This is a genomic window from Mesorhizobium sp. LjNodule214 (assembly GCF_964252735.1).
In the GTDB taxonomy this organism is placed as follows: domain Bacteria; phylum Pseudomonadota; class Alphaproteobacteria; order Rhizobiales; family Rhizobiaceae; genus Mesorhizobium.
Map to the genome: position 1 here is coordinate 1,322,837 of NZ_CAXUPE020000002.1, position 17,121 is coordinate 1,339,957.

General features: G+C 63.4%; 19 protein-coding genes. 11 read left to right on the forward strand and 8 right to left on the reverse strand.

Going from position 1 to position 17,121, the window contains the following annotated elements; all coding sequences use genetic code 11:
- Nucleotides 1-5: 5 nt before the first annotated feature.
- Together ACSQ3Z_RS20095 and ACSQ3Z_RS20100 are read right to left on the reverse strand one after the other, a co-directional pair.
- Nucleotides 6-488, reverse strand: coding sequence for a hypothetical protein (locus tag ACSQ3Z_RS20095; RefSeq protein WP_436173034.1), 483 nt, complete (start codon nt 486-488; stop codon nt 6-8).
- Nucleotides 445-633 carry a hypothetical protein gene (locus ACSQ3Z_RS20100; protein ID WP_436173035.1) on the reverse strand — a complete coding sequence of 63 codons (189 nt, stop codon included), beginning with the start codon at nt 631-633 and terminating at the stop codon, nt 445-447. Before ACSQ3Z_RS20100 ends, ACSQ3Z_RS20095 begins: the two co-directional genes overlap by 44 nt.
- A gap of 268 nt (nt 634-901) precedes the next feature.
- Between ACSQ3Z_RS20100 and ACSQ3Z_RS20105 the strand changes: the two genes are divergently transcribed.
- Nucleotides 902-1,201 carry a SemiSWEET family sugar transporter gene (locus ACSQ3Z_RS20105; protein WP_436173036.1) on the forward strand — a complete coding sequence of 100 codons (300 nt, stop codon included), beginning with the start codon at nt 902-904 and terminating at the stop codon, nt 1,199-1,201.
- On the opposite strand, the gene ACSQ3Z_RS20110 is transcribed toward ACSQ3Z_RS20105, so the two are convergent.
- Nucleotides 1,198-2,166: a hypothetical protein gene (locus ACSQ3Z_RS20110; RefSeq protein ID WP_436173037.1), complete on the reverse strand. Its 969-nt coding sequence runs from the start codon at nt 2,164-2,166 to the stop codon at nt 1,198-1,200. The genes ACSQ3Z_RS20105 and ACSQ3Z_RS20110 overlap by 4 nt on opposite strands.
- Nucleotides 2,167-2,241: 75 nt before the next feature.
- The gene (locus ACSQ3Z_RS20115) at nt 2,242-3,297 is read right to left on the reverse strand and encodes a CapA family protein (RefSeq protein ID WP_436173038.1); all 1,056 of its coding nucleotides are present in this window, start codon (nt 3,295-3,297) and stop codon (nt 2,242-2,244) included.
- Nucleotides 3,298-3,464: 167 nt separating this feature from the next.
- On the opposite strand from ACSQ3Z_RS20115, the gene ACSQ3Z_RS20120 reads away from it, so the two are divergent.
- The 7 genes from ACSQ3Z_RS20120 to ACSQ3Z_RS20150 all read left to right on the forward strand — a co-directional run bounded on the left by ACSQ3Z_RS20120 (nt 3,465) and on the right by ACSQ3Z_RS20150 (nt 11,673).
- Nucleotides 3,465-4,715, forward strand: coding sequence for a hypothetical protein (locus tag ACSQ3Z_RS20120; protein ID WP_436173039.1), 1,251 nt, complete (start codon nt 3,465-3,467; stop codon nt 4,713-4,715).
- Between the two features lie 119 nt (nt 4,716-4,834).
- Nucleotides 4,835-7,981 (forward strand): excinuclease ABC subunit UvrB, encoded by a 3,147-nt coding sequence (gene uvrB, locus ACSQ3Z_RS20125; protein ID WP_436173040.1) that lies wholly within the window; start codon nt 4,835-4,837, stop codon nt 7,979-7,981.
- 108 nt (nt 7,982-8,089) lie between these two features.
- Nucleotides 8,090-8,368 (forward strand): hypothetical protein, encoded by a 279-nt coding sequence (locus ACSQ3Z_RS20130; RefSeq protein WP_436173041.1) that lies wholly within the window; start codon nt 8,090-8,092, stop codon nt 8,366-8,368.
- Nucleotides 8,369-8,685: 317 nt separating this feature from the next.
- The gene (locus tag ACSQ3Z_RS20135) at nt 8,686-10,212 is read left to right on the forward strand and encodes an ABC-F family ATP-binding cassette domain-containing protein (protein WP_436173042.1); all 1,527 of its coding nucleotides are present in this window, start codon (nt 8,686-8,688) and stop codon (nt 10,210-10,212) included.
- A gap of 129 nt (nt 10,213-10,341) precedes the next feature.
- A complete protein-coding gene (locus tag ACSQ3Z_RS20140; protein ID WP_436173043.1) occupies nt 10,342-10,515 on the forward strand; it encodes a hypothetical protein in 174 nt (57 codons plus the stop codon).
- 191 nt (nt 10,516-10,706) lie between these two features.
- Nucleotides 10,707-11,132 (forward strand): VOC family protein, encoded by a 426-nt coding sequence (locus ACSQ3Z_RS20145; RefSeq protein ID WP_436173044.1) that lies wholly within the window; start codon nt 10,707-10,709, stop codon nt 11,130-11,132.
- Between the two features lie 187 nt (nt 11,133-11,319).
- Entirely contained in the window at nt 11,320-11,673 is a 354-nt protein-coding gene (locus tag ACSQ3Z_RS20150) for a DUF1428 domain-containing protein (RefSeq protein ID WP_436173045.1), read from the forward strand.
- A 57-nt stretch (nt 11,674-11,730) separates the two neighbouring features.
- Here ACSQ3Z_RS20150 and ACSQ3Z_RS20155 read toward each other — a convergent pair whose 3' ends face one another.
- Both ACSQ3Z_RS20155 and ACSQ3Z_RS20160 read right to left on the reverse strand, forming a co-directional pair.
- Nucleotides 11,731-13,365: a tetratricopeptide repeat-containing sulfotransferase family protein gene (locus ACSQ3Z_RS20155; RefSeq protein WP_436173947.1), complete on the reverse strand. Its 1,635-nt coding sequence runs from the start codon at nt 13,363-13,365 to the stop codon at nt 11,731-11,733.
- A 274-nt stretch (nt 13,366-13,639) separates the two neighbouring features.
- Nucleotides 13,640-14,050: a Kazal-type serine protease inhibitor family protein gene (locus ACSQ3Z_RS20160; protein ID WP_436173046.1), complete on the reverse strand. Its 411-nt coding sequence runs from the start codon at nt 14,048-14,050 to the stop codon at nt 13,640-13,642.
- A 484-nt stretch (nt 14,051-14,534) separates the two neighbouring features.
- Between ACSQ3Z_RS20160 and ACSQ3Z_RS20165 the strand changes: the two genes are divergently transcribed.
- From ACSQ3Z_RS20165 to ACSQ3Z_RS20175, 3 genes are all read left to right on the forward strand, one after another.
- Nucleotides 14,535-14,747, forward strand: coding sequence for a cold-shock protein (locus tag ACSQ3Z_RS20165; RefSeq protein WP_006202520.1), 213 nt, complete (start codon nt 14,535-14,537; stop codon nt 14,745-14,747).
- Between the two features lie 248 nt (nt 14,748-14,995).
- Entirely contained in the window at nt 14,996-15,208 is a 213-nt protein-coding gene (locus ACSQ3Z_RS20170; RefSeq protein ID WP_006202521.1) for a cold-shock protein, read from the forward strand.
- Nucleotides 15,209-15,401: 193 nt separating this feature from the next.
- A complete protein-coding gene (locus ACSQ3Z_RS20175) occupies nt 15,402-15,821 on the forward strand; it encodes a BA14K family protein (RefSeq protein WP_436173047.1) in 420 nt (139 codons plus the stop codon).
- A gap of 88 nt (nt 15,822-15,909) precedes the next feature.
- Here ACSQ3Z_RS20175 and ACSQ3Z_RS20180 read toward each other — a convergent pair whose 3' ends face one another.
- Both ACSQ3Z_RS20180 and ACSQ3Z_RS20185 read right to left on the reverse strand, forming a co-directional pair.
- The gene (locus ACSQ3Z_RS20180; RefSeq protein WP_436173048.1) at nt 15,910-16,551 is read right to left on the reverse strand and encodes an MBL fold metallo-hydrolase; all 642 of its coding nucleotides are present in this window, start codon (nt 16,549-16,551) and stop codon (nt 15,910-15,912) included.
- A 176-nt stretch (nt 16,552-16,727) separates the two neighbouring features.
- On the reverse strand, nt 16,728-17,045 hold the full coding sequence (locus ACSQ3Z_RS20185; protein WP_436173948.1) for a hypothetical protein: 318 nt from the start codon (nt 17,043-17,045) through the stop codon (nt 16,728-16,730).
- Nucleotides 17,046-17,121 lie beyond the last annotated feature (76 nt).

Consider the following 17,121-nt stretch of genomic DNA (forward strand, 5'->3'; position numbering starts at 1 on the left):
CTTTCCTACAGCTTGACCTTGAGGTTCTCCCAGAACTTGTCGATCAGCGGCTTTTCGGTTGCAACGTCCTGATCGCCTATTCGCGTGATGAACAGCAGCCCCTGATCGGCAAGGCCGAAGCCGACGATCTCGAAGTCGGCACCGTCGGTACGTGTCTTCACGGTGGCCTTGATACCCGTCAGTTCCTTGCCGTCGGCGAGCTTGCGGGTCGTCGGCTCCTGCGTCAGCGTTCCACCCGCCTGAACGGATTCCTTCGTCATCTCCTGCAGCATCAGCTGGTTGAGAGACACCGGGTTCATCTTGTCGTATTCCTGCACCAGGACGATCGTGCCAAGGGCCGAAGCCATGAGATACTGGGTGATGCTGTCGCTGAGATCACTCTTGGTGATCGAAATGTTGCTTGGATGAACGAAGGAAAAAGTGGCGCCGGAGAAGGTGGCGAAGTCATTGCGGTCGATCCGCACCTTGCTCGTCTTGCCGCCGGGCAAGGTCCACGTCCATGTCCTCGCCTGGGTCGATGTCGACCACCACGCCATCGATCGTCAGCTTGAAAGCTTTCAGGTCATCGGCGCGGGCCAGAACCGCGCAAAACACAGTCACGGCAAGCGCTGCAGCCGCAAGTCTCGTTCGCATGGCTTGTCCTATCCTCTTCAAGCGGTTTCGCTGAACGCCTTCGATCGCCGAGCCCAACATCGCGACAGCCGAAGCCGCCTTCGTTCAACTACATACCATCCCCTCGTGACGGATAACGTGGCCGCTTCGCGAAAAGCACAGGCCGCTGCGGGAACGGCATGCCCAGAACCGGTAGCCCGGAGGTGATCCGCGATGCGATCGACCCGGATTGGTCTGTTCATTGGTCCAGCCGATCTGCCCGCTTCCCAGGGCTGACCCGATCTGGCATATGGTGCACCGCACAATCGCTGCTCCTTCGAAAGTCGCCATCTTGCATCCCACGATCGAAATCATCGGCGCGTTTGCCGCGCTTATCACCACGCTTGGCTGGATTCCGCAGGTCGCCAAGGTGGCGCGCGAGCGCCGGGCCGGCGACATCTCGCTGTTCGCCACCGGCTCGATCGCCACCGGCGTTTTCCTGTGGACGCTCTACGGCCTGTTGATCGGCTCCTGGCCGGTCATCCTGGCCAACGGCGTCACCTTCCTGTTCGTGGTCGCCATCCTCGGCATGAAGCTGCGCTTCGGTTAAGCCTCTTCATCCGTCGCGCCGATCTTGCGCACCAGTGCCGCCGTCGCCAGCATCGCGCCCATGTCCGCAATCATCGGCGCGACATGGGTCTGGTAGTCGAGCGACACCGAAATATCGGGCAACTCGAAGAAATCCTTAGGCTGCGGCAGCAGCAGGAACCCGTCGCTGCCATTGAGCGCCACGCGCGCCGGATCGTCGGGCCAGGTTTCGCCGAGCCATTTCAGTGCCTGCGCCAGGCGGCCGCTGACCAGCGGCCGCGCCGCTTCGACATTGTCGGTGCGGAATTCGTAGGCGGCATCGAGTTCCGGAACGCCGGAGGACAGCTCTTCCATCCTGCTGGCGAAAATGCCGCGGAAAAAGCCGACGACCACATTGGCCCGGCGCGTCGCCACCAGCGTGCCGGCAAATGGTGTGATCGTCTCGAAAGCGACGATGACGCCTCTGAAAGCCGTGGACGAGCCCTTGCCCGTCCCTTCGCGCAACTCTGCCTCATAAAGCTCGAACGCAAACCCCTCGTAGCGGCCGGAAAAGACATCGTCGAACGATTGCCGGTTGAAGGGACCAACCGTCTCACGGGGCAACCGGTCGAACGAATTCGGGCGAACGCCGTGCTGGTAGCGTATGTCCTGGATGAAGCCGAAGATCATCGGCAGCAGCGTCTCGCGGGAGGATTGCTGCAATCTGGTCGCCGGCTTCACCGCCTGGAAGTAGAGCAGCAGCGCCGCAATGAAGCTGCCGACATAAAGGAAGACGTGCGGCGTCGAGAACCATTGCTCGTAGGGGTCGGCGACCTTGTTGAAGAGCCAGGCGACAAGCACCATGAAGACCAGCACCAGACCGATGAACACCGGCACCCGCCAGCGCACCTGCCGGTAGGCCGACGCCCGCTTGGCCTCATAGGCCTCGATGTCCCTCCGGATGCCGGCGATCACCGCCTCGCTCGGCATGAAATCCGCCGTTTCCATCGCCACCCCCGCCGCAAGCCTGCCTCTGCCGTCGCATGATAGCCGCTTTTGCCGGAAAGTAGCCAGCCTGCGGCTTCACGCACTTGCGAACTGTCCGCCAAAAATCGCCTTCAGCCGGGCATCGACCTTGTCGCGCATGCCACCCTCCAGCGCCTCCACCGAAACCAGCCGCTCATGATCGCCGGCTCGCAGCCGCATGAACGGATGCATTCGATAGGCGACGATCTTTCCACGCATACCGAGGTCCGCGCTGACATCGACGGCGAGGATGGAGCTGATACGGCCCGGCCATGGCTGGCGGGCAAAGGCGGTGCCGAGAAAATCGCCAAGCCCGTAGGCGACAAGCGTCTTGTCGATCCGCTCGACCGGCTGCACGACATGGGCGTGATGGCCGGCGATCAGTCCGACGCCGTGCCCGGCCAACTGCCTGGCCAGCGCCCGCGTTTCGGCGCGTGGATAATGCCGAAACTCCCAGTCCCAATGCGGCACCGCGCAGACAAGATCGAAGCCCTTGGCCGCAGCTGGCGGCCACTGCGCCGGGTCGCCTTGCATGGACACGCGGCCCGAGAATTTTGTGGCATCGGCATTGCGCCATAGCGTGAAGGCGGCGAAGCCTATGGTCAGCGGCCCGACCGCAAGCCGCTCGACCGGCCCCTTCGCGGCGGTACCTATGGTACGGATGCCAAGCCGCTTCAACGCCGCGACCGTCTCATCGAAACCAGCGACGCCCTGGTCGAGCACATGGTTGTTGGCCAGCGACAGAACGAGCTTTTCGCGCGCAATACCGACCGCCGCCAATGCCGCGACGAGAAAGCGTTCGTCCATCGCATGATGCGTGCCGAGCCGCGTGCCCATCACCGCGCTCGGCCGCTCGACGACAGGGCTTTCACAATTGCCGACCACCAGATCGGCGGAGGCAAGCAATGCCTTGATCGCCGGATCGCAGTCCGGCGCGCCGCGGTTGGCGACGGCCGAGATATCGCCGACGAAGGCCAGCCGCACCGTGCGCGCAGGCGGCGGTTCGATCAGCATTCCGGCCGGCGGCGCGAATCCGCGCACGTCGCCACTGAGCGACGGCCGGAGGAAGCGCGGCAGCCAGGACAATTTGTAGGAGAGCGGATAGTTCGACACGCGGCGCCCAGTTGTTTGCCTTGTGTAGACTGTCTGCCCGATCGGTTGAAGCGTATCTGTCGGCAATTGGCGCCGCGGCTGTCGCGCTGTCGCGGCATGAGGACCGGCAGGCGCGGCGATCCGAATGCGTGTATATTTGCGGCAGCTTGCAAAAGAGAGGTATCCAAATGAAGCGATTGTCGAGACTGGTCGTCTCCGCCGTCTTCCTGCTGCTGCCGCTTGCTTCCGCCAGTGCCGCGGCCCCCGATCCGGCCGCCCTGTTCGAGGCCAGGACCGTGGCAGATCGCGATGGCGCGCTCGCCGCGCTCGAAGCCGCCGCCGCCAGCGATCCGGCGTCGGCCTATGCCGCCGGCGCCGGTGAATTCTTCACCGCGCTGGAGATCCTGGCAGGCGGCCTGCACCGCCACGGTTTCGACAGCCCGCAATCCTTCATGCTGCCGCTGATGCGGCTTCCCGTGCCCGACAACCCCAATCCCGAGCCCCTAACCTACGAGCAATTCCGCGCCATCCTGACCGCCTTTCGCGACCGGCTCGAAAAATCCGCCGCCACGCTGGGCTCGGTGCCTGCCGATGCCGATATCGGAATGGTCATAGACCTCGGCCGTCTCGGCATCGATCTCAACGAGGATGGCCAGATCGCACCGGACGAAAGCGCCGTCGCCATCATGGCGGCCCTGTCGCGCGGCAGCGTGCAGGACACCGCCGCTCCCACCCTCGCCTTCCGCTTCGATCGTGCCGACGGCTACTGGCTGCGGGGCTATGCCGAATTCCTGATGGCGCAGGCCGATTTCTGGTTGGCGCATGATTTCAAAAACACTTTCGACGGCTCGTTCCACATGCTGTTCCCGCGCGCCAAACTGCCGCTGCAGGACACGCTCGTCCCGCTCGACGGCGGCATGAACGGCAGCATCTTTTCGTCCGAATGGCGCTTTGCCGACTTCATCTCGCTGGTGCATCTCATCAACTGGCCGGTGGTCGAGCCGGAGCGCCGGCAAGCGGCGCGCCGTCACCTGATCGAGATGATCCGGCTGTCGCGCGAGGACTGGAAGGCGATCCGCGCCGAGACCGACAATGACCGCGAATGGCTGCCCGGCCCGCAGCAGAAGGGCGCCAATCTACTGACCGGCCTCGAGGTCGGCGAGGAGCAGGTCCAGGCCTGGCTCGCCGCGCTTACCATGGCCGAGGACCTGCTCGAAGGCCGCACGCTGCTGCCGCATTTCCGCATCGCCGACAAGGGCATCAACATGAAGCGCTTCTTCGACGAGCCGAAACCCTTCGACCTGGTGCTGTCGATCACCGGCCCGGCCATCGCCCCCTATCTCGAAAGCGGCAAGATCCTGACCGGCGAGGAATTCGACCAGATCCAGCGCCAGTTCGGCGGCGCCGGCTTTTTGACTTTCGCGCTGTGGTTCAATTGAGCGGGTACGTCTTGGCACGCCACCGCTCCTGACAGCCTTCTGTCAGCAGCTTGGCCTGGCCGTGCAGCCCTCTTCACTCCGCTCTTTCCATTTTGGCCGAGTCCTCCCATATTCGGGTCATGGCCAAACTTCCCGACAAGAAAACGCCCTCGGCGGCGCAAGACGACCGTGGCGCGCCGAAGCGGCGCAGCCCGTTGACCGATTTCCTCGATGCCGAGGCGCCGCTGCACAAGGGCGGCTTTGCCGAGGCGCCGCAGGCCGAATTCTCCGGTACGCCGCTGACCGGCTCGATCGCCGACTGGGCCGAACAGATCGAGCGCGAGGCCGAGCAGCAGCCGAAGCCGAAAGCTGCAAAGAAGATCCCCGAGCGCTCCGCCTCTCCTGGCCGGACGGCGCGTGGCACCTCGATGGGTGGCGCGGCGACGGCCAGAGAGCGCACCGCGGCCGGTCTCAACCCGGTTGCCGGGCTCGACATCTCGCTGGAAGAAGCCGAGACGATGACGTCCAGCGGCGTCACCGCCACGGTGGCCGCGCTCTCCGCGCTCATTGAATCCGGCAATCCCCTCCACAAGGACGGCGTGCTCTGGACGCCGCACCGCCCTGCGCGCCCGGAAAAATCCGAGGGCGGCATCGCCATCAAGATGGTGTCGGATTTCGAGCCGGCAGGCGATCAGCCGACGGCGATCAAGGATCTCGTCGAGGGCGTCGACGGCAACGACCGCACCCAGGTGCTGCTCGGCGTCACTGGTTCCGGCAAGACCTTCACCATGGCCAAGGTGATCGAGGAGACGCAGCGCCCTGCCTTGATCCTGGCGCCCAACAAGACGCTGGCCGCGCAGCTCTATTCCGAGTTCAAGAAATTCTTCCCGGAAAACGCCGTCGAGTATTTCGTCTCCTACTACGACTACTATCAGCCGGAAGCCTACGTCCCGCGTACCGACACCTTCATCGAGAAGGAATCCTCGATCAACGAGCAGATCGATCGCATGCGCCATTCGGCGACGCGCTCGCTGCTCGAACGCGACGACGTCATCATCGTCGCCTCGGTCTCCTGCATCTACGGTATCGGTTCGGTCGAGACCTACACGGCGATGACTTTCCAGATGCAGATCGGAGATCGACTCGACCAGCGCGCGCTGCTCGCCGACCTCGTCGCCCAGCAGTACAAGCGACAGGACATCAATTTCGTCCGTGGCTCGTTCCGCGTGCGCGGCGATACGATCGAGATCTTTCCGGCCCACTTGGAAGACCGCGCCTGGCGCATCTCGATGTTCGGCGACGAGATCGAGTCGATCACCGAGTTCGACCCGCTGACTGGCCAGAAGACCGGCGAGCTGAAGAGCGTCAAGATCTACGCCAACTCGCACTATGTAACGCCGCGCCCGACCTTGAATCAAGCCATCAAGTCGATCAAGGAAGAACTCAAGCACCGCCTGCAAGAGCTTGAAAAGGCTGGGCGTCTGCTTGAGGCGCAGCGGCTGGAGCAGCGCACCCGTTTCGACCTGGAGATGCTGGAGGCGACCGGCTCCTGCGCCGGCATCGAGAACTATTCGCGCTATCTCACTGGCCGCCAGCCAGGCGATCCGCCGCCAACCCTGTTCGAATACATCCCCGACAATGCGCTGGTCTTCATCGATGAAAGCCACGTTACCGTGCCGCAGATCGGCGGCATGTATCGCGGCGACTTTCGCCGCAAGGCGACGCTGGCCGAATATGGTTTCCGCCTGCCGTCCTGCATGGACAACCGGCCCCTGCGCTTCGAAGAATGGGACGCCATGCGTCCGCTTTCCGTCGCCGTCTCGGCAACGCCGGGCGGGTGGGAGATGGAACAGTCCGGCGGCGTGTTCGCCGAGCAGGTCATCCGCCCGACTGGCCTGATCGATCCGCCGGTCGAAGTGCGTCCGGCCAAGTCCCAGGTCGACGATGTCGTCGGCGAGATCCGCGAAACCACCCGGGCCGGCTACCGCACTTTGGTTACTGTGCTGACCAAGCGCATGGCCGAGGACCTGACCGAGTACCTGCACGAACAGGGCATCCGCGTCCGCTACATGCATTCCGACATCGACACGCTGGAGCGCATCGAGATCCTGCGCGACCTGCGCCTCGGCGCCTTCGACGTGCTCGTCGGCATCAACCTTTTGCGCGAAGGCCTCGACATTCCCGAATGCGGCTTCGTCGCCATCCTCGACGCCGACAAGGAGGGCTTCCTGCGCTCCGAGACGTCGCTGATCCAGACCATCGGTCGCGCCGCCCGCAACGTCGACGGCAAGGTCATCCTCTATGCCGACCAGGTCACCGGCTCGATGGAGCGGGCGATGGCCGAGACCAACCGCCGCCGCGAGAAGCAGATGGAGTGGAACGCGGCCAACGGCATCACGCCGGAATCGGTCAAGTCGCGCATCTCCGACATTCTGGATTCGGTCTACGAGAAGGACCATGTCCGCGCCGACATCTCGCAATTCACCGACAGCGCCGGCGCCATGATGGGCAACAATCTGAAAGCCCATCTCGACGCCATGGACAAGCAGATGCGCGACGCCGCCGCCAATCTCGACTTCGAGAAGGCGGCGCGTATCCGCGACGAGATCAAGCGGCTGCGCGAGATGGAACTGTCGATCTCCGATGATCCGCTGGCCAAATATGCCGACATGGAAAGCCCGGTCTCGGGTCGCGAGAAGGGCAAGCACAACAAGGGCGTGGCCAAACATCGTACATCGGAGGAACAGGAGCGTTTCCGCAAGTTCGACGAAGCGCGTGCCGCCGAAGAGGCGGCCAAGGCTGCCCGGTCCAACCTCTTCCGCAAGCCGGCGCTCGACGAAATGGGCGCCGACGGCGCGGTGCCGGTGAAGAAGCCGCTGTTCGCCAAGCCGTCGCTGGACGATATGGGGCCTGGCACCGACATGCCGACGCCATCAGGCGCGGTGTCCCGTTCGCTGTTCAAGAAACAGTCGGCGCAGGAAGCGCACGGCTCCGACTTCGGCATCCCGGGCGAGCCCACCAAGCCGCTGTTCAAGAAGAACTCGCTGGACGAGATGACGGTGCGGCGGACGGAGACACCGGTCGAAGGAAAAGTGCCGGCGAAGCCACAGCCAATCTCCCCCCGTGTGGGGGAGATGCCCGGCAGGGGAGAGGGGGGCGCGAAGGATCGCGACGATTCCAGCAAACCCATCGTCCGTCAACGCACCGGCATCGGCTCCTACGAAGACCCGGGCGACGCCCGCCGCGAGAAACGACGGCCAGGCAAAACGGGCAGGCCGGGAAGGTAAGCGGGCTGCATACCTATTGCGGGCATTCTCAACCGGCGTCTAGAATGCGTAATGGTCGTCACTCGCAGACTTCAGGAAGACGAATTCAAGGCTTGCTTTGCGGAGCCTATGACGAACGTCATCGCCACAGCAGAGGCTGCAGTAGACATATGGCCATATGTCGAAGCGCTGGATCTGGATGAGATCGGGCTGCCCTATTTGAACGACGTCCACTATGTCTACCGAGACGCCCAAAACCGGTTTGACCAGGTTTTGATTGGCACCGGCAGGTTCAACGCCCTTCTTGTTATCGTTGTTGATCTTCGCAAAAGCGCGGTTTTCGGCCATTTCCTGCTGGATCTGAATAAAGAGTACGGAGTAAGCGGAGGCCACTTGAGGTCCGTGTGACAATCGCCGCCGGTTGCCCACCGTCCTTGGCAGCCAATTGCCACCCACCCCGCCTTTGGTGTAATCGCTCCGCACACTCAACGTGTTGTCTTGAAAGGAGGGCTCACGTGTTTACGTTTTTTCGTCACCATCGTCAGCGTGGCCCGATTTCTGCCCTGCGAGCTAGCTTGCAGGGCTGACCAGGACGGTCCGGGTTTTTCCCGCTTCGATTTTTGGTCTGCTCTTCGTGGTGCCGCAATGCTTGGCCTGATGGCCTGCCCGCGCACCGTCAAAGTGCATCGACCGGAGTTTCTTCCGGCAAGACCAGAGAAATCGACATGGCCCTGATCAGCCTCAAATCCCTCGGCGTCACCATGAGTGCGCCGCTGTTCTCCAATCTCGACCTCACCATCGGCGCCAGCGACCGGCTCGGCATCGTTGCCGCCAATGGCCGCGGCAAGTCCACCTTGCTCAAATGCCTGACCGGCGAGATGGAAGCGACATCCGGCGACATCACTCGCACGCGCGGCCTGCGTGTCGGCCATGTCGAACAGTCCGTTCCGCCTGCGCTCCTCGGCAGCAGCTTTCATCAGGTCGTGGCCGATGCCTTGCCGGCCGATCAGGCCGAAAGCGAACTCTGGCGTGTCGACGTGGTGCTAGATTCGCTCGACGTGCCCGAGCCGATGCGCGAGCGAGAGATGCGCGCCTTGAGCGGCGGATGGCAGAGGCTCGCGCTGATCGCCAGCGTCTGGGTCACCAACCCGGATGTGTTGCTGCTCGACGAGCCGACCAACCACCTCGACCTTGCCCGGATCAGCCAGCTGGAAACTTGGCTCAATGCGCTGCCGCGCGAAGTGCCTGTCGTCATCGCCAGCCATGACCGCGCCTTTCTCGACGCCACCACCAACCGGACACTGTTCCTGCGACCGGAACAGTCGCCGGTGTTTTCCTTGCCCTATTCGCGGGCACGCGACGCGCTGGACGAAGTCGATGCCTCGACGGAGCGCAAATTCCAGCGCGACATGAAGGTGGCGCAACAGTTGCGCCGGCAGGCGGCAAAGCTGAACAATATCGGCATCAATTCGGGCAGCGACCTGCTGACGGTCAAGACCAAGCAGCTCAACCAGCGGGCCGAACGCCTGGAAGAGGCGGCAGCACCCGCGCATCGCGAGAATTCGGCAGGCGCGATCAGGCTCGCCAATCGTGGAACGCACGCAAAAGTGCTGATCACGCTCGACGACGCAGCGGTCGAAACGCCCGACGGGTCGCTGCTGTTTCGCACCGGCAAGCGCCACATCTGTCAGGGTGACCGGATCGTGCTGCTCGGCCGCAACGGCGTCGGCAAATCGCGCTTTGTCACCTTGATCAGGAATGCCATTGTCGAACCTGAAACCGTGCAGAGCGTGAAGGTGACGCCGTCCACGGTGCTCGGCTACAGCGACCAGGCTCTGTCCGGGATGAGCGGCGATGACACGCCGCTGGCGATGGTCTCGCGAAAATTCGATGTCGGCGAGCAGCGCGCCCGCTCGCTGCTCGCAGGTGCCGGCGTCGCCATCGACATGCAGGAGCGCAAGATCGGCATGCTGTCCGGCGGCCAGAAGGCGCGGCTGATGATGCTGGCGCTTCGGCTTGCCAATCCCAACTTCTATCTGCTCGACGAGCCGACCAACCATCTCGACATCGACGGCCAGCAAGCGCTGGAAGCGGAACTGCTGGCGCATCAGGCAAGCTGCGTGCTCGCCTCGCACGACCGCTCCTTCATCCGCGCCATCGGCAACCGCTTCTGGCTGATCGAGAGGCACCGGCTGACCGAGGTCGACGGCCCGGAGGACTTCTTCCGCTCGGTGGCCGAGACAGTGGGCTGAGGACAAGCCCAGGGGCCGGCCTGTCGTGGGCCGGCCAAAAAGTTTCGGCGGTCTGTCGGATCGTGGCCGCGCGCCACGTCCTTGGGATGCCGACACGATGATGCCGGCTTCAATCGAGGAGAAAGCATCATGTCCATTCTGTCATCCGTAAGCCGCATAGCGGCCCGCTACGCGGCGAACCGCGCCCGTTACCGCAGCGAGCGCGCGCTCCTTTCACTGCCGATCGAATTGCGCAAGGATATCGGCTGGCCGGAAATCATCATCGACGCTCAAAACGGCCCTCGGATTTGCAGGGCTCCCTGAGCGAGCGAGATGAAAGCGGCTGCCCGGCCCATTGCGGCAGGCGCCATTGACAGGCTCCAGGGCCACTTCAACCGCCGACGACCGGCGCCTCGGTCGCGGCACTAAAAAGATCTCGTCAGCCATGTAGGATCGCCGCCACTTCATTCGTCCTACGGTTCGCAAGGCCAATCAAACGCAAAGAGGAGCAAAAGATGAACGATCAGCCGCAAACCCAGCCTGCCGCGAAAGTCCTCGGCGGCTTGACGCCCTACCTTCAATTGGACGGCGCCTTCAAGGCCGCCGAATTCTACCAGAAGGCCTTCGGCGCCGAGCAGGTCTTCTTCTATCCGCCGGATGAGCAGGGCCGCACCATGCACATCCACCTTCACATCAACGGCTCGACGCTGATGATTTCCGATTTCTATCCCGAGCACGGCATGTCCCCGGTCAAGCCGCAGGGCTACACCATGCAGCTCCATCTCGCCAGCGACGACATCGAAGCCTGGTGGCAGCGCGCCGTCGATGCCGGCTGCGAAGTTGTCATGCCGTTGCAAGTGATGTTCTGGGGCGATCGCTGGGGCAATATGCGCGATCCCTTCGGCGTCGAATGGGCGATGAATGCGCCGGTGAAGGCCTGATCCCTTTTTGCCTCTTCCCCTTGTGGGAGAGGCCGGATTGCCCCGAATTGCCCTTCGCAATTCGGCTGGCAATCCGGGTGAGGGGTAAGTCGGCGTCAGGCTGGAACACCCTCATCCGACTGAGCTTCGCTCGGCCACCTTCTCCACAAGGGGAGAAGGGAGATCGCTCTCAAATCAGGAGAACCCCATGTCCTATGTCGATGGTTTCTTGCTTGCCGTACCCAAAGCAAGACTCGACGACTACAAGAAGCTGGCCAACACCGGCGGCGTCGTCTGGAAGGAGCATGGCGCGCTTGCCTATGTCGAATGCGTCGGCGACGACGTGCCCTATGGCGAACTTACCTCGTTCCCGCGCGCCGTGCAGGCCACGGACGACGAGATCGTTATCTTCGCATGGGTCGTCTATGAATCCAGGCAGAGCCGCGACGCAGTGATGGCCAAGGTGATGGCCGATGAGCGGCTGAAGGGTGACTGGTCGACCATGCCCTTCGACGGCAAGCGCATGATCTTCGGCGGCTTCCAGCCCTTCATAGAACTCTAGGCATCTCACAGGGTAGGTCAATATTGAGGTCAGGCGGAGCCTCACCTCAATTTTGACCTACACCAGCTTGTCCAGCAGCGGCTTCAGCCGATCACCATAGCGCTTCCACAGGTCGACTGACCCCTGGTACATCGGCTGGCGCACCTGCGCGGCCGAGGCCGTGCGCACGGGACGGTCGGTCTCGTGGAACGACAGCACCGCATCGTCCCACGGCAGGCCGAGATGGGCGATCAGCGCCCGCGTCTGGCCTTCCTGGTCGGCGACGAAATCCTCATAGCGCACATCATGCACGACGCCGGGCAGCACGGCGCGCCAATGCGCCATGATGTCGGTGTAGAGATTGTGGAAGTCGGCAAGCTCGCCGAGATCGTAGCCGTAGCGATGGCTGTCGCCGCGGAAATGCACCTTGTAGATCGACAGGCAGGTCGCCGCCGCGTCGCGCGCGCAATGGATGATCTTTGCCTTCGGCAGCATCAGATGGATGAAGCCGACCAGCAGGAAGTTGCCGGGCATCTTGTCGGTAACGTGCCGGAAGCCGGGATAGCGGGCATGCAGCATGTCGAGATAGGCCTGCCCCGCCTCGGCGAAGGCCTTGTCGGGCATGTCGGCGATCCCCCCGGGAAAGCCGCCGTGCATGCTCATCGGGAACTGCTTGCCGACCGCCGTCTTCAGAATGCTGAGCTCGCCGGCGCCATAGACCTGGGGGTGGCTGGCGATGATCTGCTCGACCAGCGTCGTGCCCGAGCGCGGCATGCCGACGACGAAGATCGGCGTATCGTCGGCGATCGCGCTCGGCTTGTGCTTTTCGAAGAAGGCCTTGTCGAAGACCGCCTTCATCGCTTCGAATTCGTCGCGCGTCCTCGCCGCATCGTAGTCGATGCCTTGGCGTCGGATGGCATTGCCTTCGGCGAAATAGTCGAAGGCGCGGCCATAATCCTTCAAATCGTCATTCGCCTTGCCGAGGCCGAACGAAAGCTGCATGCGCGCCAGGCTGCCTTCCGGCGCCTTGGCATGCTGGGCCTCCATGCCGGCAAGCTCGGCGTCGCGCTCCTGCTGACGCTTGACCTGCGTCAGCAGCAGCCAGGCCTTCGCCATAGCGGGATCGATCGCCAGCGCCTGCCGGGCGAGATCGGCAGACTCGCCAAGCCTGCCTTTTTCCATCATGCCGACGCCCAGTCCGTACAGGAGTTCCGCATCCTTCGGCCGGATCGTCAGCGCCTCGCGGAAGACGGCGAGCGCCCCGTCCAGCCGGCCCGCTTCCTGCAGCGTTTCGGCAAGCCCGATCCGGGCACGCACGTGGAACGGATTGCGGCCGATCGTGCCGCGATAAATCTCTTCGGCGCCCTCGAACTGGCCGAGCTGCTTCAGCGCCGAGCCGAGATTGTCGCGCGCCGCAAGCTGGTCCGGCCGAATCTCCACCGCGCCGCGGAAGAAATCGACGGCAGCAGCGACGCGACCGAGATCGCGCATGACCGTGCCGAAATTGTTGAGGAAGTCGGCATTCTTCGGCTGCAGGGTCACCGACTGCTCGATGAGGTCGAGCCCTTCCTCGCTTCGCCCGGTCTGATGCAGCAAAAGCCCGAGGAAATGCAGCGCGGCGGCATGGTTCGGCTTCTGCGCCAGCACTTGCCGGTAGAGCGTCTCGGCCTCTTGCCGGCGCCCGGTCTGGTGCAGCTGCAGCGCCTGCTGCACATACCGGTCGAGCACCGTGGGCGGCGGCCCTCCGGAACCCGATCTGGCGCCCGCGCCCGCCGCTCTTCTTTGATCTCTGTTGATGGGAAACCTGCCGTGTTTGTCCGCCAGCCGGACCTAAGCCATACGGCCGGCAGTTTCAAGACGCACTGGGCATCGCCACGCGGTTATGGAACCTGGCAGGCAACGTCGCGCCCACTTCCCCGCCAAAACGGAGAGATGGGACGCCTGTTGCAGATCCTTGCCATGGCAGGATGGCAAGGTCCTGCCTCGTTCAGCACGGTCCGTCGCCGACGATGCGATAGTCCGCGGCGCGGGCCTCGCATTCGTTCGGGAAGGTGCGCAACTCGCCGTGGCGGCGGGCGCAGACCGGAGCGTATTCGCGCGTGCAGAAGGTCTGCTCCTCGCCACCGCCGCCGCCGCCACCGTCGCGGCACGGGCCATCTCGCACGATGCGGTATCCGGCCCGATCGGCAAGGCAGGCATTGGCGAAGGTCTGGCGGTCGCTGCCTCGACGGGCGCAGACCGGCTCATACTCCCTGGTGCAGAATTGCGGCTCCGGCCTTGGTGGGCGCGGGCGCGGACCGGGCCCCTCGTCCACCACCACGGTGCAAGCTGCCAGAAGTGCCGACAGCAACAGGAGAGCAAAACCCTGCCGCGAGAAAAGCGTCACAAGAAATTTCATGAATATCTCCCTCGAGCCCCCGCCTCGGCGCAAAACACGCCTGCCGATCCTCGCTAATCCCTTGCCAAATGCAACCGCCGTTTGCGGAAGACCGGAGGCGCATCATACCGCCGCCCGCGCCTCGAATAGCAGCGCGGGCATGCGCGCTGGACGATGCGCGAACAGGCTCTGGCCGATGACCGGACCGGAAGCCAGGTCTATCGAAGCCATGCGTCGGGATGCGCCGATCGGGGCGCCCCGCGGCGCCTGTCTTGCAACCATCACGTTTCCGTGCGATAAATTTTGTGTTCGGGCATTTGCGACCCGGAGAGCGGAACGTTTTGGACGACCTTTCCCCGATACTGTGAATCTCTGACGGCCCCGTTTTCGGCGGGGGGTTTGACCATGCGCCAATGCATGACTGCCGAAGCAACCACCGGGACTTGCCCACGGCGCCAGGCGGCGGGCAAACCACAAGACTGACACGGGTGAAGGAGTTTCCCCAATGGCCCAGACCGGCACCGTTAAATTCTTCAACGCGACCAAAGGCTTCGGCTTCATCACGCCCGATGGCGGCGCCAAGGACGTGTTCGTCCACATTTCCGCGATCGAGGCTTCGGGCCTGCGCACGCTGGTCGACGGCCAGAAGGTCACCTTCGACGTCGAGCCCGACCGCATGGGCAAGGGCCCCAAGGCGGTCAATCTCCGCGCGGCCTGATCCGTCTGACCCGCGTTCGTCCACGCGGACCAGCCAGGCATATTGCGAGATCATGAACCGGCTTCCAGGCCGGGATTGAGTTTTTCAAAGGCGCGACGGTCACCCGTCGCGCCTTTTCCATGCCCCTAAATGCTTGCCGGGGCGTGCAAAAACTTTCTCTTGCCGATAGCGCTAAAATAAAGGACAAATTTCCACTCGGGCATTTGCCGGCCCGAGACTGGAATTTATGGGATCAAAGGGAGCTTCCCATGCCGCAGACCGGCACCGTCAAATTCTTCAATCATGCCAAAGGCTTCGGCTTCATCACGCCGGACGATGGCGCGAAGGATGTCTTCGTCCATATTTCGGCCGTGCAGGCGTCGGGTCTTCCCGGTCTGGAGGATGGGCAGAAAGTGACATTCGACACCGAGCCGGACAAGCGCGGCAAGGGTCCGAAGGCCGTCAATCTGTCGATCGGCTAAGCCGGCTCAAGACAGATCGGACGGAGGCCGATGAGGCGGGTCCACTCCCGCCCGACCTATGGTATGCCGCGTGCGTTTGATCCATCCGGCGAATTTTCGTTCAGCCCCCGTTCAGCCACGGTCTCCTATTAACCTTCGCTAAAACCGGTCCGTATCCCCTGAAACTACCCCGGACCGGCACGAAGGAGACCGAATGAACCGAATTCTCAAGACCGCCATCCTGTCCGCGGGTATCGCCGCGACCACGTTGGCCACCTTGCCGGCGGCCAATGCCGATGACTGGCGCTGGCGCCGTCACCACCACGACAATGGCGACGCCCTCGCCGCCGGCGTTGTCGGCCTCGCGGCCGGCGCCTTGATCGCCGGCGCGCTGAGCAATCCGCAGCCCCGCTACAGCTACTACGATGACGACTATGACTATCGTTATGTGCGGCCGGCGCCGGTTCGCCGCTACTATGTGGAGCAGCCGCGTGTCGTCTATGCCGACCGCTACGCCGAACCGTGGACCCGCGCCTGGTACGAATACTGCTCGGACCGCTACCGGACCTTCAACGCCCGTACCGGCACGTTTACGGGCAATGACGGCGACCAGCACTTCTGCGTCGCCAACTGAGGCGGATTTTCTGTTTCATACCAAAAGTGCCGCCCACGGGTGGCGCTTTTTTGTTTGAGGTGATGGTGCCGTGTGAGCAGGCCTGCCGTCAGGTCAGGAACGGGTTGGTCCTCCGCTCCTCACCGAAGCGGCCGCCAGGACCATGGCCACAGATGAAGCCGATGTCGTCGCCGAGCGGCAGAAGCTTCTCCTTGATCGAGGCGATCAGCGCCGCATGGTCGCCGCCGGGCAGGTCGGTGCGCCCGACCGAGCCGCGAAACAGCACATCGCCGACATGGGCGAACTTGGCCGCCCGGTTGTAGTAGACGACGTGCCCGGGTGCATGACCCGGACAGTGCAGGACTTCGAACGAATGCGCTCCGAATGACACGGTCTCGCCCTCGGTGAGGAAACGGTCGGGAACGCAATTGCGCACGGCATCGGTGATGCCGAAGCGCTTTGCTTGGTTCTCCAGATTTGCGAGCAGCGGCTGGTCAGCCTCATGCGGGCCGATGATGTCGACGCCGAGCGCCTCCTTCAGCTCCATCGCACCGCCGGCATGATCGATATGGCCGTGCGTGATCCAGATCGCGCCCGCGGTGATCGCATTGTCCTTCAGCACCGCCAGCACCTTGTCGATGTCGCCGCCCGGATCGACGACGACGCCTTGTTTGTCGTCCATGTCGAACAGGATCGTGCAGTTCTGCTGGAAGGGCGTGACAGGCACGATCCCGGCATTGAGCTGACCCATGATTGTCCTTTCGCAGTACTGGGGCGCGGCGCGCATCTCTCAACGCGCAGTCTCTTGAACCGACCTGATGTAGAGACAGATGCGAACGCCGTCCACCGCCGGCGGCCATCTCGATGAGCCGAAAAACAAATGGGCGGCCGAAGCCGCCCATGCGAAAAAGTCCGATGTCTCGAGGCTTACTTCTTCATCGCATTCATGACCGCGCCGATGATGCCGGTCAGGATGGCGCCGCCGCCAGCGCCGCCGAGGATGTTCTCCAGGTTCAACGCGCTGCCCAATCCGCCCGCTGCCGCCGCAGCCGCTGCCGGATCGACCGTACCGCCGCCAAGCAGGCTGCCGAGGATGGCCGCGCCGCCGACACCGCCAATGGCGCCGCCCAGGATTTTGGGAAGCTGACCCAACGCCGCTTGCTTGAGCGCCGCGCCCACCGCCTGACCACCGATGACACCCATAATCACCTGAACAATGATCGGAAGAAGCGTGTTCATGTCCATATTTCCAGTCCCTCCATGACTGTCAGCCTCCCGGGCCGACGCCATCATGAGACGCTGAAATGGGTGAAAGTCAAAT

Coding starts and splice junctions, on each gene's coding strand:
- ACSQ3Z_RS20100 (WP_436173035.1), bottom strand. CDS start 633: ATGCGAACGAGACTTGCGGCTGCAGCGCTTGCCGTGACTGTGTTTTGC.
- ACSQ3Z_RS20105 (WP_436173036.1), top strand. CDS start 902: ATGGTGCACCGCACAATCGCTGCTCCTTCGAAAGTCGCCATCTTGCAT.
- ACSQ3Z_RS20110 (WP_436173037.1), bottom strand. CDS start 2,166: ATGGAAACGGCGGATTTCATGCCGAGCGAGGCGGTGATCGCCGGCATC.
- ACSQ3Z_RS20120 (WP_436173039.1), top strand. CDS start 3,465: ATGAAGCGATTGTCGAGACTGGTCGTCTCCGCCGTCTTCCTGCTGCTG.
- uvrB (WP_436173040.1), top strand. CDS start 4,835: ATGGCCAAACTTCCCGACAAGAAAACGCCCTCGGCGGCGCAAGACGAC.
- ACSQ3Z_RS20130 (WP_436173041.1), top strand. CDS start 8,090: ATGACGAACGTCATCGCCACAGCAGAGGCTGCAGTAGACATATGGCCA.
- ACSQ3Z_RS20135 (WP_436173042.1), top strand. CDS start 8,686: ATGGCCCTGATCAGCCTCAAATCCCTCGGCGTCACCATGAGTGCGCCG.
- ACSQ3Z_RS20140 (WP_436173043.1), top strand. CDS start 10,342: ATGTCCATTCTGTCATCCGTAAGCCGCATAGCGGCCCGCTACGCGGCG.
- ACSQ3Z_RS20145 (WP_436173044.1), top strand. CDS start 10,707: ATGAACGATCAGCCGCAAACCCAGCCTGCCGCGAAAGTCCTCGGCGGC.
- ACSQ3Z_RS20150 (WP_436173045.1), top strand. CDS start 11,320: ATGTCCTATGTCGATGGTTTCTTGCTTGCCGTACCCAAAGCAAGACTC.
- ACSQ3Z_RS20160 (WP_436173046.1), bottom strand. CDS start 14,050: ATGAAATTTCTTGTGACGCTTTTCTCGCGGCAGGGTTTTGCTCTCCTG.
- ACSQ3Z_RS20165 (WP_006202520.1), top strand. CDS start 14,535: ATGGCCCAGACCGGCACCGTTAAATTCTTCAACGCGACCAAAGGCTTC.
- ACSQ3Z_RS20170 (WP_006202521.1), top strand. CDS start 14,996: ATGCCGCAGACCGGCACCGTCAAATTCTTCAATCATGCCAAAGGCTTC.
- ACSQ3Z_RS20175 (WP_436173047.1), top strand. CDS start 15,402: ATGAACCGAATTCTCAAGACCGCCATCCTGTCCGCGGGTATCGCCGCG.
- ACSQ3Z_RS20180 (WP_436173048.1), bottom strand. CDS start 16,551: ATGGGTCAGCTCAATGCCGGGATCGTGCCTGTCACGCCCTTCCAGCAG.
- ACSQ3Z_RS20185 (WP_436173948.1), bottom strand. CDS start 17,045: ATGGACATGAACACGCTTCTTCCGATCATTGTTCAGGTGATTATGGGT.